The sequence below is a fragment of the Sphingopyxis sp. CR5 genome (genome assembly GCF_059693785.1).
In genome coordinates this window covers 1-15171 of sequence record NZ_JCATIE010000009.1, presented here as the reverse complement: position 1 = coordinate 15171, position 15171 = coordinate 1, and the positions used below count along the sequence as shown (strand labels likewise).

The 15171-nt window shown below is 66.9% G+C and carries 19 protein-coding genes and 1 pseudogene; 12 read left to right on the top strand and 8 right to left on the bottom strand.

Features of this window, described 5'->3' with window-relative positions; genetic code table 11:
* The first annotated feature begins 42 nt into the window (after positions 1 to 42).
* The 3 genes from AC58D2_RS14275 (at position 43) to glnA (ending at position 4278) form a co-directional block, all read left to right on the top strand.
* A complete protein-coding gene (locus AC58D2_RS14275; RefSeq protein ID WP_497391452.1) occupies positions 43 to 2235 on the top strand; it encodes a PQQ-dependent dehydrogenase, methanol/ethanol family in 2193 nt (730 codons plus the stop codon).
* Positions 2236 to 2463: 228 nt separating this feature from the next.
* The gene (locus AC58D2_RS14270) at positions 2464 to 2802 is read left to right on the top strand and encodes a P-II family nitrogen regulator (RefSeq protein ID WP_497391450.1); all 339 of its coding nucleotides are present in this window, start codon (positions 2464 to 2466) and stop codon (positions 2800 to 2802) included.
* Positions 2803 to 2865: 63 nt separating this feature from the next.
* The gene (gene glnA, locus AC58D2_RS14265; protein ID WP_497391448.1) at positions 2866 to 4278 is read left to right on the top strand and encodes a type I glutamate--ammonia ligase; all 1413 of its coding nucleotides are present in this window, start codon (positions 2866 to 2868) and stop codon (positions 4276 to 4278) included.
* A 64-nt stretch (positions 4279 to 4342) separates the two neighbouring features.
* Here glnA and AC58D2_RS14260 read toward each other — a convergent pair whose 3' ends face one another.
* Entirely contained in the window at positions 4343 to 4999 is a 657-nt protein-coding gene (locus AC58D2_RS14260) for a hypothetical protein (RefSeq protein ID WP_497391446.1), read from the bottom strand.
* A 2-nt stretch (positions 5000 to 5001) separates the two neighbouring features.
* Entirely contained in the window at positions 5002 to 5214 is a 213-nt protein-coding gene (locus AC58D2_RS14255) for a helix-turn-helix transcriptional regulator (RefSeq protein ID WP_497391444.1), read from the bottom strand.
* 140 nt (positions 5215 to 5354) lie between these two features.
* Here AC58D2_RS14255 and AC58D2_RS14250 point away from each other — a divergent pair, with 140 nt between their 5' ends.
* The 5 genes from AC58D2_RS14250 (at position 5355) to AC58D2_RS14230 (ending at position 8545) form a co-directional block, all read left to right on the top strand.
* Positions 5355 to 5873: a hypothetical protein gene (locus AC58D2_RS14250; RefSeq protein ID WP_497391442.1), complete on the top strand. Its 519-nt coding sequence runs from the start codon at positions 5355 to 5357 to the stop codon at positions 5871 to 5873.
* 56 nt (positions 5874 to 5929) lie between these two features.
* Positions 5930 to 7234 carry a M20/M25/M40 family metallo-hydrolase gene (locus AC58D2_RS14245; protein ID WP_497391440.1) on the top strand — a complete coding sequence of 435 codons (1305 nt, stop codon included), beginning with the start codon at positions 5930 to 5932 and terminating at the stop codon, positions 7232 to 7234.
* Between the two features lie 163 nt (positions 7235 to 7397).
* Complete coding sequence (locus tag AC58D2_RS14240; protein WP_497391438.1) at positions 7398 to 7736, top strand: Mpo1-like protein; 339 nt, start codon at positions 7398 to 7400, stop codon at positions 7734 to 7736.
* 97 nt (positions 7737 to 7833) lie between these two features.
* Positions 7834 to 8043, top strand: a complete 210-nt coding sequence (locus AC58D2_RS14235) for a DUF2061 domain-containing protein (protein ID WP_497391436.1) — start codon at positions 7834 to 7836, stop codon at positions 8041 to 8043.
* 73 nt (positions 8044 to 8116) lie between these two features.
* Complete coding sequence (locus AC58D2_RS14230; RefSeq protein WP_497391434.1) at positions 8117 to 8545, top strand: OsmC family protein; 429 nt, start codon at positions 8117 to 8119, stop codon at positions 8543 to 8545.
* Positions 8546 to 8736: 191 nt separating this feature from the next.
* Here the strand turns inward: AC58D2_RS14230 and AC58D2_RS14225 are convergent, their stop codons facing one another.
* Together AC58D2_RS14225 and AC58D2_RS14220 are read right to left on the bottom strand one after the other, a co-directional pair.
* On the bottom strand, positions 8737 to 9258 hold the full coding sequence (locus tag AC58D2_RS14225) for a hypothetical protein (RefSeq protein WP_497391433.1): 522 nt from the start codon (positions 9256 to 9258) through the stop codon (positions 8737 to 8739).
* A 67-nt stretch (positions 9259 to 9325) separates the two neighbouring features.
* On the bottom strand, positions 9326 to 9718 hold the full coding sequence (locus AC58D2_RS14220) for a glycine zipper 2TM domain-containing protein (protein WP_497391431.1): 393 nt from the start codon (positions 9716 to 9718) through the stop codon (positions 9326 to 9328).
* 139 nt (positions 9719 to 9857) lie between these two features.
* Here AC58D2_RS14220 and AC58D2_RS14215 point away from each other — a divergent pair, with 139 nt between their 5' ends.
* From AC58D2_RS14215 to AC58D2_RS14205, 3 genes are all read left to right on the top strand, one after another.
* Positions 9858 to 10742 (top strand): arylamine N-acetyltransferase family protein, encoded by an 885-nt coding sequence (locus tag AC58D2_RS14215; RefSeq protein WP_497391429.1) that lies wholly within the window; start codon positions 9858 to 9860, stop codon positions 10740 to 10742.
* Between the two features lie 58 nt (positions 10743 to 10800).
* The gene (locus AC58D2_RS14210) at positions 10801 to 11658 is read left to right on the top strand and encodes a TauD/TfdA dioxygenase family protein (RefSeq protein WP_497391427.1); all 858 of its coding nucleotides are present in this window, start codon (positions 10801 to 10803) and stop codon (positions 11656 to 11658) included.
* An 80-nt stretch (positions 11659 to 11738) separates the two neighbouring features.
* Positions 11739 to 12689 carry an aspartyl protease family protein gene (locus AC58D2_RS14205; RefSeq protein WP_497391425.1) on the top strand — a complete coding sequence of 317 codons (951 nt, stop codon included), beginning with the start codon at positions 11739 to 11741 and terminating at the stop codon, positions 12687 to 12689.
* A 48-nt stretch (positions 12690 to 12737) separates the two neighbouring features.
* On the opposite strand, the gene AC58D2_RS14200 is transcribed toward AC58D2_RS14205, so the two are convergent.
* Positions 12738 to 13202, bottom strand: a complete 465-nt coding sequence (locus AC58D2_RS14200; RefSeq protein ID WP_497391424.1) for a hypothetical protein — start codon at positions 13200 to 13202, stop codon at positions 12738 to 12740.
* Positions 13203 to 13428: 226 nt separating this feature from the next.
* On the opposite strand from AC58D2_RS14200, the gene AC58D2_RS14195 reads away from it, so the two are divergent.
* Positions 13429 to 14154 (top strand): GGDEF domain-containing protein, encoded by a 726-nt coding sequence (locus AC58D2_RS14195; protein WP_497391422.1) that lies wholly within the window; start codon positions 13429 to 13431, stop codon positions 14152 to 14154.
* 22 nt (positions 14155 to 14176) lie between these two features.
* Here AC58D2_RS14195 and AC58D2_RS14190 read toward each other — a convergent pair whose 3' ends face one another.
* The 3 genes and pseudogenes from AC58D2_RS14190 to AC58D2_RS14180 form a co-directional block, all read right to left on the bottom strand.
* Entirely contained in the window at positions 14177 to 14701 is a 525-nt protein-coding gene (locus tag AC58D2_RS14190) for a 2'-5' RNA ligase family protein (RefSeq protein ID WP_497391420.1), read from the bottom strand.
* A 173-nt stretch (positions 14702 to 14874) separates the two neighbouring features.
* Positions 14875 to 15009, bottom strand: coding sequence for a hypothetical protein (locus AC58D2_RS14185; protein ID WP_497391418.1), 135 nt, complete (start codon positions 15007 to 15009; stop codon positions 14875 to 14877).
* Between the two features lie 37 nt (positions 15010 to 15046).
* A pseudogene (locus AC58D2_RS14180) lies at positions 15047 to 15171 on the bottom strand (IS5 family transposase); the annotation flags it as partial.

Here is a 15171-nt window from a genome sequence, read left to right as displayed (position 1 = left end):
CAGACTTGACGTTAACGTCAAGCAAGGCGGAGGGAGAGAGACATGGCGAAACGGGTGTGGACCGCCGCGCTGATGGGCAGCGCGGCACTGGTGCTGGCGGCATGCAACGCGTCGACGAGCGGCGATGGCGACGCCGCGAGCAGCGTTTCGACCCTCGATCCCGCCGAGCAGGCCAGCGAAGCACTGCTCAAGACCGGCGGCAATGGCGACGATTGGGCCGGCATCGGTTACGGCTATGACGAGCAACGCTTCAGCCCGCTGACCGACATCAACGACAAGAATGTCGGCGATCTGGGGATCGCCTGGTACGCCGACCTCGACGATGCGCGCGGCCAGGAGGCGACGCCCGTGGTCGTCGACGGCATCCTGTACGTCAGCCATGCCTGGTCAAAGGTCGACGCGTGGAATGTCGCGACCGGCAAAAAGCTGTGGGCGTTCGACCCGCAGGTTCCGGGCGACCGCGCGGTCAATGCCTGCTGCGACGTCGTCAACCGCGGCGTCGCGGTGTGGGGCGACAAGGTCTTCGTCGGCGCGCTCGACGGCCGGCTGATCGCGCTCGACAAGAAAACGGGCAAAGAGCTTTGGTCGACCCAGACCTTCGACGTCCGCCAGCCCTATACGATCACCGGCGCACCGCGCGTCGTGAAGGACATGGTGCTGATCGGCAGCGGCGGCGCCGAATTCGGCGTTCGCGGCTATGTCACCGCCTATGACGCCGACACCGGCAAGCAGAAATGGCGTTTCTACACGGTCCCCAACCCCGACGGCCGTGCCGACAATGCCGCCAGCGACGATATCCTGGCGTCGAAGGCGAACGCGACCTGGTCGGACAAGGGCGAATGGAAGGAATCGGGCGGCGGCGGCACCGTGTGGGACGCGATCGTCTATGACAAGGATCTGGACCAGATCTATCTTGGCGTCGGCAACGGCAACCCGTGGAACCACGGCACCCGGTCGAACGGCGAAGGCGACAATTTGTTCCTGTCCTCGATCGTCGCGCTCGATGCGAATACCGGCGCCTATAAATGGCACTATCAGGAAACCCCGGCCGAAAGCTGGGACTATACGGCGACGCAACCGATCATCCTCGCCGAGCAGTCGGTGGACGGCAGGCCCGCCAAGGTGCTGTATCATGCCCCCAAAAACGGCTTCTTCTTCACCATCGACCGCACGACCGGCAAGCTGCTCGGTGCCAAGCCCTTCGTCGACGGGATCAACTGGGCGACCGGCTATGACATGGCGACCGGTCGTCCGATCGAAAATCCGGACGCGCGCTTCTACAGGACCGGCAAGCCCTTTATCGCGATTCCCGGTGCGCTGGGCGCCCACAACTGGCATCCGATGAGCTACAATCCGAATACCGGTCTCGTCTATATCCCCGCGCAGCAAGTCCCGCAGGGCTATCTTCAGGACATGACCGAACTCGACAAGCGAAAGGTGCTCGGCTTCAACGTCGGGACCTCGCTTGCCGGTACGATGCTTCCCGATGATGCCGCCGCGTTCAAGGCCGCGATCGCGGCGACCACCGGCCGGCTCGTCGCCTTCGATCCGCGCGCCGGCACGGTCGCCTGGAGCGTCGATTATCCCGCCGCATGGAACGGCGGCACGATGACGACCGCGGGCAACCTCGTCTTCCAGGGCACCAGCCTCGGCCGCTTCCGCGCCTATGCGGCCGACACCGGCAAGCAACTCCTCGACCTCGACATGCAGTCGGGTATCGTCAGCGCGCCCTCGACCTTCCGCGTCGGCGGGGTGCAATATGTCGCCTTCATGACGAGCAAGGGCGGCGCCTTTCCGCTTGCAGCGGGGATCGCCGGCGGCGCGACGCGAAAAATCCCGAACATCCCGCGCCTCGTCGTGCTCAAGCTGGGCGGCGCGGTTACCCTTCCCGCGGCGCCGGCGACCAAGCTCGCCTGGAACCCGCCCGCGCCCATCGGGACGCCCGCACAGATCGCGGCGGGCAAGGCGCATTTCGGCCGCTATTGCCAGGTCTGTCACGGGGATAGCGCGATCGGAAACGGCTTCACCCCCGACCTGCGGGTTTCGGGCACGCTGGCAAGCGCCGACGCGTGGAAGAGCGTCTTGCTCGACGGCGCGCTGAAGGATCGCGGCATGGTGAGCTTTGCCAAGGTCCTGACGCCCGCCGACGCCGAAGCGATCCGCGCCTATGTGATCGAACGATCGAATTGGACAAAGAAGAATCTGCCCGACGCCGCGGCCCCCGTCGGACGATGACTGCTTAAATTTTGAGCATGCACGTCGCGCCATTGCCCAAAGACCGGGCAATGGCGCAACTTCGTGCCAAAAATCTTACCGAAAGCTTGCGATTCGCCAATTGGCACGGCTCTTGATTGATGCAAGATGGCGGCACACCGCACCGACTCGACGGGGGACCGGATCAGGCGCGCCTGGTTCGGCATTGACTGCGAACCGCGGTGACGAGCCCAAAGGGGGAAGACGTAAGTGAAGAAGATTGAGGCGATCATCAAACCGTTCAAGCTGGACGAGGTGAAGGAAGCGCTGCACGAGGTCGGGGTGAGCGGCATCACCGTCACCGAAGCCAAGGGCTTTGGCCGCCAGAAGGGGCACACCGAACTGTATCGCGGCGCCGAATATGTCGTCGATTTCCTGCCGAAGGTGAAGCTGGAGGTCATCGTCGACGACAATCTGGCCGAACGCGTCGTGGAAGCGATCGCCGCCGCGGCGCAGACCGGCCGCATCGGCGACGGCAAGATCTTCGTCATTCCCGTCGAAACCGCGCTGCGTATCCGCACCGGCGAGCGCAACGAAGACGCGCTCTAGACCCAGCCCAGTTCAACATCCCCGGACCGCCGGGATTTCATCGCAAGAAGGAAGTTTACGACCATGGCCACCAAGCCCAAGGACATCATCGCCCGGATCAAGGATAACGACATCGAGTGGGTCGATCTGCGCTTTACCGACCCCAAGGGCAAATGGCAGCATCTGACGATGTGCGCCGGCGTCATCGACGAGGACGCGCTCGAGGACGGCCTGATGTTCGACGGCTCGTCGATCGCGGGCTGGAAAGCGATCAACGAGAGCGACATGATCCTGAAGCCCGACCTCGACGCGGTGTACGACGATCCCTTCTCGGCGACGCCGATGCTCGTCATCTTCTGCGACATCGTCGAGCCCTCGACCGGCGAAGGCTATGCCCGCGACCCGCGCACGACCGCGAAGCGCGCCGAGGCCTATCTGGCCTCGACCGGCATCGGCGACACCGTCTATGTGGGGCCCGAAGCCGAATTCTTCATGTTCGACGACGTCCGCTTCGAAACCGGCTATAACAAGTCGGGCTTCGAGATCGACGATATCGAGCTGCCGACCAACACCGGCCGCAGCTATGAAGGCGGCAACCTTGCACACCGTCCGCGCGCCAAGGGCGGTTACTTCCCGGTCGCACCGGTCGACAGCGCGGTCGACATCCGCGGCGAGATGGTTTCGACGATGCTCGAAATGGGCCTGCCCTGCGACAAGCATCACCATGAAGTCGCCGCGGCGCAGCACGAGCTGGGCCTGACCTTCGGCACGCTCACCGAAACCGCCGACCGCATGCAGATCTACAAATATGTCGTGCACCAGGTCGCCCATGCCTATGGCAAGACCGCGACCTTCATGCCGAAGCCGATCAAGGACGACAATGGCAGCGGCATGCACACCCACATGTCGATCTGGGAAAAGGGCAAGCCGAGCTTTGCCGGCAACGGCTATGCCGGGCTGTCGGACATGTGCCTTTATTTCATCGGCGGCGTCGTCAAGCATGCGAAGGCATTGAACGCCTTCACCAACCCGACGACCAACAGCTACAAGCGCCTCGTCCCCGGCTTCGAAGCCCCGGTGCTGCTCGCCTATTCGAGCCGCAACCGCTCGGCCTCGTGCCGCATCCCCTATGGCGCGGGCGCCAAGGCGAAGCGCGTCGAATTCCGCTTCCCCGACGCGATGGCGAACCCCTATCTCGCCTATGCCGCGCTGCTGATGGCGGGTCTCGACGGCATCCAGAACAAGATCCACCCCGGCGACGCGATGGACAAGAATCTCTATGACCTGCCGCCCGAGGAACTGGCCGACGTCCCGACCGTCTGCGGTTCGCTTCGCGAAGCGCTCGACAGCCTGACCGCCGATCACGACTTCCTGCTGAAAGGCGACGTGTTCTCGAAGGACCAGATCGAAGCCTATATCGAACTCAAGTGGGACGAGGTCTATGCCTTTGAGCAGACGCCGAGCCCGGTCGAGTTCGACATGTACTACAGCGCCTGATCGTCAACGATCAGCGACGCGTATGGGGCGTCCGGTCTGGGGGGACCGGACGCCCCTTTTCGTTTCAGCGAACCATCATCCCGCGCCGGCCGATCGCGACGAACGATCCGACAAGCAACATCGCGGCCGGCACGGTGACGGCATCGACCGCGGTCAACCTCGCCCCGAAACCGAGCATGTCGGCGGCGGCCCACAGCGTCAGCGCCAACCAGCTGAGGCCGAACGCCCAAGCCGCACCCTCCAGCCCGAGTTGGTGATTGAGTTCGTCGACCAGCGAGTCATAGCGGACCACCATCCACCCGCCCGCCGCAAGCAACAGCACCAGCGCGGCAATCGCTGCGCCAGCGGGAACCGGCCCATCGGGGAAATCGGGACCGCGGGCGATCGCGAGCAGGGACAGGACAAGGCCGAGCAAGCCCATTGTCAGCGAAGAGAGCAGAAGGCTGGAGCGGCCGTCGCGCAGTTCCTCGGCATCGGCGACATTCAGCACCCGTGCCCCCGCGCCGGGAGCCGCCACACCGAATGCGACGAAAAGCCCGACCAGCAAATAGACGATTCCGACGCCGGCCAGCGCGATCCGCGACCCGCCCATCGCATCGAGCAGGCTGTCACCCGCCGCGTTCAGGAAAAGGGTCATTGCGCCGGCGCCGGCGATCATTCCGACCAGCGCGCCCAGCGCCGTTTTCTTCAACCCGCGCGTCCGCTCTTCGGTCATAGCCATGATCATCCTTTATCCTCCGGGGTCCAATGGTCGATGAACAGCTCGCGTACTTCGCGCCCGAACAGGCGCGCCATCCGCAAGGCAAGCGGCAGGCTGGGGTCATATTTGTCGGTTTCGACCGCGTTGATCGTCTGTCGCGACACGCCGAGGCGCCGGGCGAGTTCGCCCTGGCTCCAGCCCGCCGCCTCCCGATGATCGCGCACCCGATTTTCCAATTGCCACCTCTGTTTGTGTCAAGAGCTCTTTACAGGTCCGTGCGAAGGGGTGTCAAGAACTCTTGACACACACATCGGGAGGTCGATTACGCTTTGGTAAGTCCGAGCGGCTATACACGGCGCAGATTGGGGGGCTTTCCATGCTGCGTCACCTATTCCTGGTCGCTGCACTGACGTTGGTCGGCGGGTGCGGCAAGGCGATCGAACTCGTCAACCAGACCCGAACCGTCGCCGCGCCGCGCGAGGACGTGTTCGCAAGGATGTTCGGTGATGACGGGACTTTCGCCAGCTTGCCGCTCGTCACCAATGGCGGCTCGACGCGGCTTTATGAACTGGTCGTCGAAAAGGGCGAGCCCGGGTTCGAGCAGATCGCGCCGAAGCTGCGACCCGACGCCTATAAGGTCAAGATCGCGGTCGCGATGGAAATCCCGCGCGAGGCGCATCTGATCTACAGCGTCGACGATGGCGCCCTGGCGACCGGCCTGAAATTCACCTTCGAAGAGTTGGCGCCCGACCGGACGCGGGTCGCCTTCACCGTCGACAAATTGTCGGGGCACGATACCGAAGGACTCGCGGTGAACAGCGGCAAGCTTCGCCGCGTCGCCTATGAGGCGCTCGACAGGCTCGACGATTTCGACGCGGTCGACGACGCAGCCTGATCGCTTGCCCCGTCGCGGCCGGGCGGCCACAAGGGAGGCAAAGGAGTTCCCCGCCCATGAAATCGCTTGCCGCTCTGCTCGCTCTCCCGCTTGCCCTCGCCCTCCCGGCGCAGGCGAAACTGTCGCCCGCGGAGCAAGTGATCGCCAGGACGGTCGCGGCCGAACAGGAGCGCAACGTCGCGCTGCTCGAGCGGCTGGTGAACCAGAACAGCGGCACGCTGAACCTTGCCGGCGTCGAAAAGGTCGGCGCGATGATGCGCGCCGAACTCGAACCGCTCGGCTTTGCCGTCACCTGGACCCCGATGCCCGAGACGGGCCGCGCGGGGCATCTGGTCGCGGTGCACAAGGGCCGGGCCGACGCCAAGCGGCTGCTCCTCATCGGCCATCTCGACACGGTGTTCGAACCCGATTCGCCCTTCCAGCGCTTCGAGCGCATGGGCGACAAGGCGAAGGGACCGGGGGCGGGCGACGACAAGGGCGGGATGACGGTGATCGTCGCGGCGCTGCGCGCGATGAAGGCGGCCGGGACGCTCGAGGGCGCGAATATCGAAATCCACCTGACCGGCGACGAGGAGGATGCGGGCGACCCGATCGAAACGGCGCGCGCCGCGCTGATCGCCGCGGGCAAGCGCAGCGACGTCGCGCTCGGCTTCGAGGGGCTGGTGCGCGACGGCGGCGCCGACATGAGTTCGGTCGCGCGGCGCTCGTCCGAAAGCTGGACCGTCACCGCGAGCGGCAAGACCGGGCATAGTTCGGGCATCTTCACCCCCGAACAGGGCGACGGCGCAATCTATGAACTCGCGCGCATCCTCCATCGCTTCCGCACCGAACTGCCCGAGCCGAACCTGACCTTCAACGTCGGGCTGATCGCGGGCGGCGAGCAGGCGAGCCTCGACGAGGGCAAGATCCGCGCGACCGCGAGCGGCAAGACCAACATCGTCGCCGCGATCGCGATCGCGCGCGGCGACCTGCGCACGCTGTCGGGCGAGCAGGCGGCGCGGGTAAAGGCGAAGATGACGGCGATCGTCGCCGACCATGCGCCGGGCACCGACGCGGCGCTGGCATTCGATCCCGGCGGCTATCCCGCGATGGCGCCGACGACAGGCAATCGCGCGCTGCTGACGCGGCTCAACGCGGTGAACCGCGACCTCGGCCTGCCCGAGATGGCGGCGCTCGACCCGATCAAGCGCGGCGCCGCCGACATCAGCTTCGTCGCGCCCGACATCGACGCGCTCGCGGGACTCGGCACCTATTCGACCGGCGACCACGGCCCCGAGGAAACCGTCGAATTGCCGAGCATCGCGCGGCAGGCGACGCGCGCGGCCATCCTGATGTCGCGGCTGGCGGCGGAGACGCGCTAGCCATCGTCATCCCGGCGAAGGCCGGGATCTGGCCGACATACCCAGGGAGACAGGGTGGGCGCGTGGGCTTCGGATAGGGCGCGTCCCGCCAGCGGGACCGTCGAAGGCGGCGCGGACGGGCGCCGGTCTTGACGCGAAAGCACGCCGGGCGCATCGTCGGCGCATGGCGCGCGCCTATACGAGTTTCGCCGATTTCTGGCCCTTTTACCTGCGCGAGCACAGCAAGGTGCGGACGCGGGCGCTGCATTATGTCGGGACCAGCCTGGTCGTGGCGATCGCGGTTGCGGCGATCGCGACCGGGCGCTGGTGGTGGCTCGCGGCGCTGCCCGTGGCGGGCTATGCCTTTGCCTGGGTCGCGCATTTCGGGGTCGAAAAGAACCGGCCCGCGACCTTCACCTATCCGCTGTGGAGCCTGGCCGCCGATTTCAGGATGTGGGCGCTGTGGCTGACCGGGCGGCTGGGTCCCGAGCTCGACCGCGCCGGGGTCGCGCGCGGAAGGTAACGAGGCCCGGAATCGATCAGAGTAAGCGATACGCTGCGCTGGCGATTGTTGCGAATCATTCTTAATAAAGACGCCTGTTCGCTGATGGAGACGGGCGATGCCGCGTGATTTGACCAAGACCCTGACCTATTTGTCGCTGCACCTGACGATCGGGTTCGGCGTTGCCTATGCGATGACCGGGTCGGCGCATGTCGCGGGCGGCATTGCGCTGGTCGAACCGTGCGTCAACGCGGTGGCCTTTTTCTTCCACGAACGCGCGTGGGCGCGCGCCGGCGCGGCGGGGCCGGCCGCGCCGGCGCTGGCCTGAACGGAACCGGGGAGCGCCCCCTGCCGTTAAGGTCAGAGCCCCCGGCAAGCATATCGAGACAAGGAGACAGAGCATGACGGTAAACAGCGCCCGCGCCCGCTACGAAGGATTCGGCAAGGACGGCAAGGGACATATCTGGACCAAGCGAGGCGCGCTGGACGCGCAGCCCTATGGGTTTGCCTCGCGCTTCGAGGACGGTCCGGGCACCAATCCCGAGGAACTGATCGCCGCCGCACACGCCGCCTGCTTTACCATGGCGCTGTCCTTCGCGCTTGCGGCAGCGGGGCACGCCGACGGCCAGCTCGATACCGCCGCCGACGTGACGCTGGACAAGGATGGCGACGGCTTTACCGTCACCAGATCGGCGCTGACACTCACCGCCCGCGTCTCGGGTATCGAAGCCGACGAATTTGCGGCGATCGCGGCCGGGGCGAAAGCGAATTGCCCGATTTCGAAGCTGCTGAACTGCGAGATCACGCTCGACCACAGCCTGGAAAACTAGAGAGTCTGGCCTGTTCAGGCTGAGCCATTTTAAACCCCTTCCCCTTCAAGGGAGCGGTTGAGGGCTCGAAACCTTGAGCAAGGCCGATGGCCCCACCCCCAACCCCTCCCCTGAAGGGGAGGGGCTTTATTCCACCGAAACAGGTCAGGCTTCAGGGTCGGCCCCAGGGCGCGCCTCCGCGCCGCGGCGGATCAGCTTTCGCCCTGCCCAAGCTGGCAATTGCCGTCGCGCCATTCCTCCTTGCCCGCGGCGAGGAACCAGTGGGCGCGACCCGTGTCGACGCTCTCGTCATAATAGCAGACGTCGGCGGCGCCCCCCGCCGGGGCGATCAGCACCGCCCATTGGTGCGGACCGCAATTATGCGCCTCGCACGCCCACGCCATCATCCTGCCCTGCCACTCCTCGATCGGCGCCGCGGGGCCGGCCGTCGTCTCGATTGTCGTGCGGATCTTTGCATCGGTGACCGTCGCGGCAATGCCCGACTTGACCGCGGGATGATCGTTCCACGCGACGCCGTTTACCTTATCGAACGGATATTTGCCGGCATAGGCGGCGAGCCCGGTGTCCGCGGCCGGTTGTTCGGTCGCGCCACCCGCGGCCTGTGCAGGCTGCGGCTTTGCATCGTCTGCGCGGTCACTGGCCTGTTGGCCGCACGCCGCCAGCAGCAAGGCGGCGCCGAGCAGCAGGGTGCGGGGCGAATGGCGGTCGGTCATGGCAATCTCCCTTCGCCGGATATCATGCCACGGCCGCCGCAGTGTCGAAAGCCCGTTCGGGCGGGCGTCAGCGGCAGCGGACGTCGTCGTCGCCGCCCTTGTCGATCGCCCGGCCCGCAACCGCGCCGCCGATCGCGCCGAGCACGGTGCCCAGCGTCTTGGAATCGCCCGGTGCGATCACATTGCCTAGCGCGCCGCCGGCGATACCGCCGATGATCAGACCGGTGGTGCCATCGGACCGCTTGCAATAATAGCGCCCGTCGCGGCCGCGATAAATCCGCTCGTCGCGATTGACCCGCCGTTCGCGATAATTGCCGTCGCGATAATGATCGTCGGCGTACCAGCCTCCGCCGCTGCGATAATCGTCGCGATAGCCGTCGCCATAGCCATAGCCGGTCGAGGCGCAGCCGCCCGCGAGCAGGGTGGCGGCGGCGAGCGGGGCGATGAGCAAGCGGGTCATGTCTGTTCTCCTGGGTCGAAACCATCTGGTGTATAGACCCGCGAGCGGCGGTGGGGTTCCCCTGCCATCGCCGCTTGACCTCAACCAAGGTCGAGCTTTCATAAGCGGGGCAGACGAGTCGCCAGACGGAGAGCTGCCCATGTTGTATCGCCCGATTTCCGACGCCTTCCCGGCTGCGCCCGGCCCCGGGCCCGCCGCCGACGACGCGCTGCTGCCGCGGTATTTCGCGCGCGTCGGCCATGCGGGGCCGGTCGAGCCGAGCCTGGCGGTGCTGCGCGCGCTACAGGCGGCCCATATCGCCGCCATCCCGTTCGAGACGTTCGACGCGCTGGTCGATGGCCATGTCGATATCGGCGCCGACGCGGTGGCGGCGAAGCTGATCGGCGAACGCCGCGGCGGCTATTGCTTCGAACAGAACGGGCTGTTTCTGCGGGTCTTGCGCGCGATCGGCTTTGCGGCCGAGGGGCTGCTCGGTCGGGTGCGCTGGATGCAGCCGCCCGACGCCCCGCCGGGACCGCGCAGCCATATGGTGATCCGGGTGCGGCTCGACGGCCGCCCCTGGCTGGTCGACGTCGGTTTCGGCTCGGCGGTGCCGCCCCAGCCGCTCGCGATGGACAGCGAGGCGGCGCAGCCGACCGCGCACGAAGCCTATCGGATCGCGCGGCACGGCGCGCAATGGTCGGTGCGGGCCGACGTCGACGGCGAATGGCGGCCCGTCTATGTGATCGACGACGCGCCGCCGCCCGCGATCGATTACGAGGTGGCCAACTGGTACACCGCGACCCACCCCGCCTCGCATTTCCGCCATCGCCTGATCGCCGCGCGAACCACCGCTGGTGCGCGCTATGCGCTGCGCGACAACCGCCTGACGATCCGGCGCGCCGACGGGGCGAGCGAGCGCCGCTATCTGACCGCCGACGGGATAGAGGCGGCGCTGTCCGAGCATTTCGGCCTTGCCGTGCGGCCGCACTGGCGCACCGCGATCGAGCGGGCCGCGACCGCCGAGATCGAGGGCGGCGCTTGACTCGCGGCATCCGCGGCCTCCTAATGTCCGCGCAAAAGAGACGCAGGAGAGCGATGCCATGAATATTGCCGCAGCGCAGGCGAGTTTCACGCGGCTGCAGGTCGCACCGATGACGCCGCAGATCGGCGCCGAAATCGCGGGGGTCGACCTGCGCGAGGAGCAGGACGACGACACGATCGCCGAAATCCGCGCCGCGCTGTTGGCGCACAAGGTCATCTTCTTTCGCGACCAGCCGCTGACCGCGGAGCAGCATATCGCCTTTGCCCGGCGATTCGGCACGCTGGAGATCCACCCCGCGACACCGCAGGATCAGCCACATCGCGAGGTGCTGCACATCGCGCACGGTCCCGCATCGAAGGGGCAGGAGAATTTCTGGCATTCGGACGTCACCTGGCGCGCCGAGCCGTCGCTCGGGTCGATCTTGCGCGCGGTCGAGGTGCCCCCCGTCGGCGGCGACACGCTGTTCGCCGACATGGGCGCGGCGTTCCGCGGCCTGTCGCCGGCGATGCAGACATGGTGTCGCAGCCTGACCGCGACGCACGACATCGCGCGCGTCTTTGCCAAGCGGCTCGGCAAACGGCCCGAAGAGTTGCACGACACATATCCGCCGCAGTCGCACCCCGTCGTGCGGACCCACCCCGAAACGGGCGAACAGGCGCTCTATGTCAACACCGCCTTCACCAGCCACATCGACGGGCTGAGCGCGACGGAGAGCGCGGCGCTGCTGCAACATCTCTATGCGCAGGCCGCGGTGCCCGAATATCAGTGCCGCTTTCGCTGGGAGGCGAATTCGATCGCCTTCTGGGACAATCGCGCCGCGCAGCATTATGCGGCGTCGGACTATTTCCCCGCGGTGCGGCGCATGGAGCGGGTGACGATCGCGGGCGACCGGCCCTTTTACAAGGACGAGCGCTGAGCCGGCGCGCGCGCGGCGGTTGACATCGGTCCTCACCGGTCTGTATTATTGATATAATACAGTTAGCCAGGGGATTCCACATGTCCGACACCGCCGGGCGCGCCTGCGCCGCCGCGATCGCCGCGGCGTCGGCCGCCACCTTCGCCGCCCTTCCCGTCGGCGCGCACGCTGCTGCGCCCGTCCCCCCGCCCGCCGCTCCGGCGGTCTGCGATCTTGTCGCGCGCGCACCCGCAGGCGCGCTGTTCAGCGTGCCGTTCCGCACCGTCGACGGGCGCATCTATGTCGAGGCCCGGGTGAACGGCGCCGGCCCCTTCACCTTTGCCGTCGACACCGGCGCGAGCGGCATGGGCCGCGCCGACGCAAGCCTGGTCGCCGCGCTCGGCCTGTCCGTCCACGGGACGCGCGAGACGTCGGACGGGGTCACGACCGCGATCGCCGACACGGTCAGGATCGAGTCGATCGACCTCGGCGGCTTCGTGCGCCGCGACCTGGAGGTCATCGCCCGCGACTATAGCGGCAAGGCGGCGCCGGAGGCGAGGTTCGCGGGCATCGTCGGGCGCGGCTTCTTTGCCGACGGCCTGCTCGTCATCGACTATCCGCACCGCCGGCTGAGCTTCACGCGGCGCTCCGGGCTGGCACGCGGCGCCGACGGCGTGCTGACCTATAACCGCGCCTTTCGCGTCCCGGTCGCGATCGGGCGGGTCGAGACCGAGGGCCATCTGGACACCGGTGCGAATATCGCCTTCGTCGTGCCGCAGCCGCTGTTCGACCGCGTCGGCGGCGGCGCGGCGGTCGAGGCGGCGGGCAGCGCGCGGCTGACCAATGGGCGCATCGAGATGGGCCGCGCGACGCTGGCCGGCCCGGTTCGCATCGGCGCGGCGACCCTGTCCGACGTCGAGGTGCGCGTGTCCGACCGCTATCCCGAGCTGCTGGTCGGCGCCCACGCGCTGCAGCGTGTCGCGCTGTTGATCGACCAGCGCACGCGGACGGTCGCGCTGTGTCCGCCCGAGCCGGAGCAGGGGGCGCGCTGACCGCGCGCCGCTCCCCGCTCCTCACGCCCGGTGCCCCTGCGGCAGCGGTCAATCGCCGCGCGGCAACAGCCCGGCCATGTCCTTGAGCTCGCTGAGCGCGGTCCCCGCGGGTACCGCGCTGAGCAGGCTGTCGAGCAGCACGTCGATCCCCTGGAGGAAGCGGCGGAACAGCCGCCCCGACGGCCGCGCGAGAAAGCGTTGCTCGCCGCGCTGCACCATCACCCGCTTTGCCTGCAACTGCCGCCCGCCCAGCCCGTGCAGCACGATGACGTCGGTCGACATTTCGGCGATCAGGCCGAACAGCCGGTCGAGATAGCCGCTGTCCCGAAACTCGTCGACCGCGGCGCGGTACAGCGCCAGATCGTCGTCCTCGAAGCGGATCGGGTCGCCCGGATATTCGAAGCGTTCGAAATATTCGTCGTACGCGATCGCGGCGATCAGGTCGAAAACCCGCGCGACGAAGTCGGCCAGCGCGCCGCGATCGTCGTCATGGGATGCCATTTCCTCGAACATTCGTTCCTCCCCTTTGCCCTGGCGGCCGGCCACCGCGCGCGATCATAGGCCGCCGCGCCGCGAAGGCCACCGCGATCGCGTGCATTCCGGTGCTATCCGCCGCGGCGCGCGCCGCCTTCGGTCTGCCGGACCGCTGCGGGCGATAGCACGGCGCCAAGGCGGGGATGCGCGTCATCGGCGGCATTTTGCTTAAGATGTTTTTACCGGGCGCCGTTATAACCGGGCCATGCCGCATCGCGCCGCCCGCCGTGTCAACCCCGCCCTGCGCCTGATCCTGGGCGGGCTGCTGGTCGTCGGCTTTTCGGTCGCGGCGTCGATGCTGTTCACCCACCTGAGTTTTACGCAGTTCGGCGACCTTGAATATTCCCACGCGATGTGGGCGGCGGCGATCGTGCCGTTGCTGGTGGCGCCCCCCGCCTATGGCTGGATTGCGTGGCTGAGCTGGCGATTGCACCGGGCGAATGCGACGCTGGAGACGCTGGCGCGGTGCGACGCGATGACCGGGCTGGCGAACCGCCGCGCCTTTGTCGAGGCGGCGCGCGAGCGGCTGGCGGCGGGCGCGCCGGTGCAGCTGCTGATTGCCGACATCGACCATTTCAAGCGGATCAACGACAGCATGGGCCATGCCGCGGGCGACCTGGCGCTGACCCACGCCGCCGCCGTCCTGGCGCGCGCCGCGCCCGAGGGCGGGCTGGTGGCGCGGATCGGCGGCGAGGAATTCGCGCTGCTGGTTCCCGCCGAAACCGACGCGGCGGCGCTGGTCGCGCGCATCGCCGACGACCTGGCGCACATGCCCGTCCCCGCCGCGGCCGGGCTGCACCGCATGACGTGCAGTTTCGGCGTCGCGGTGGCACAGGCGGGCGAAGGGCTCGACGCCCTGCTCTCGCGCGCGGACGCCGCGCTCTATGCGGCGAAGGACGGCGGCCGCGACCGGATGGCGCTGGCGAGTTAGCCGCGGAGAAGCGCGCCCGGACTCAGGCGCCGGCGCGGAGCGGCCAGCGGCCGTGTTCGACATGGGTGGTCCGGCCGACGATGCTTTCGGTCAGGATGATCTCGTCCACCGTCCAGCCGATCGGCGGCCGTTTCAGCGCGCCGAATGTCTGCGAACCCAGCCGGTCGCCGCGATAGTTGATCGTGATGTGCGGTTCGGGGGTGGTGCCGTCCATGATCGGCGCCTTTTCGCGCAGCAGATGGTTGACGAGTGCCTTCTGGAACGCCCGCGCCTCGGCCAGCGGATCGCGGGTGCGCAAGGTCACCGCCTTGCGGTTCTCGATCCGGTCGAAACGCAGCGGAAAGGGCGCTGCGGCGAAGCCGTCCAGCGCGGCGATGGTCGCGGGCAGCCACCCGGGCGGCGCATAATGCAAGTCATAGAGCGAGATGAGCGTGACATGGAGCAGGTCGGGGCCGCGCCGGGGATCGTTGCGCGGCAGCGCGGCGATCGCCGCCTGAACCTCCGGCGGCGGCTTGGCCATGATGTAGAGGGGGTTCCGGGCGCGCATGGGTGGGAGTGTAGCATGGTGTGGGGATTTAGTAAGTTATCGCTAGGACGGGGCATTTGACAGATTGGAAAGACTGTTGAATCATTAATTGAAAGAGGGAGAGAGTTAGGATGGCCTATCCTTATTTGCCAAGTGGCGGGATTTTTCAGCAGGCGATTAACCAATTTCGAAAATCAATTCCGCCCAGCGTCGATGCCGGGACGCTCAAGAAACTCGGAATAGCTCCCAGCAACGAGGGATATGTTATCAACACCTTGAAATTCCTTGGTATTATAGATAACGATAATAACCGCACTGATGCGGGCCATACTCTATTTACGACGCACGACGACAAAGATTTTCAATCTAGGCTTCGTGGACAAAGGGTATCCAGAGTTTAACTGAGGCGAGCGCGACGAAGCCGAGGTAGGATTCCTTGGTTTTGTCGTAGCGGGTGGCGACCCTGCGCCAATTCTTGAGTTTGTTGAACA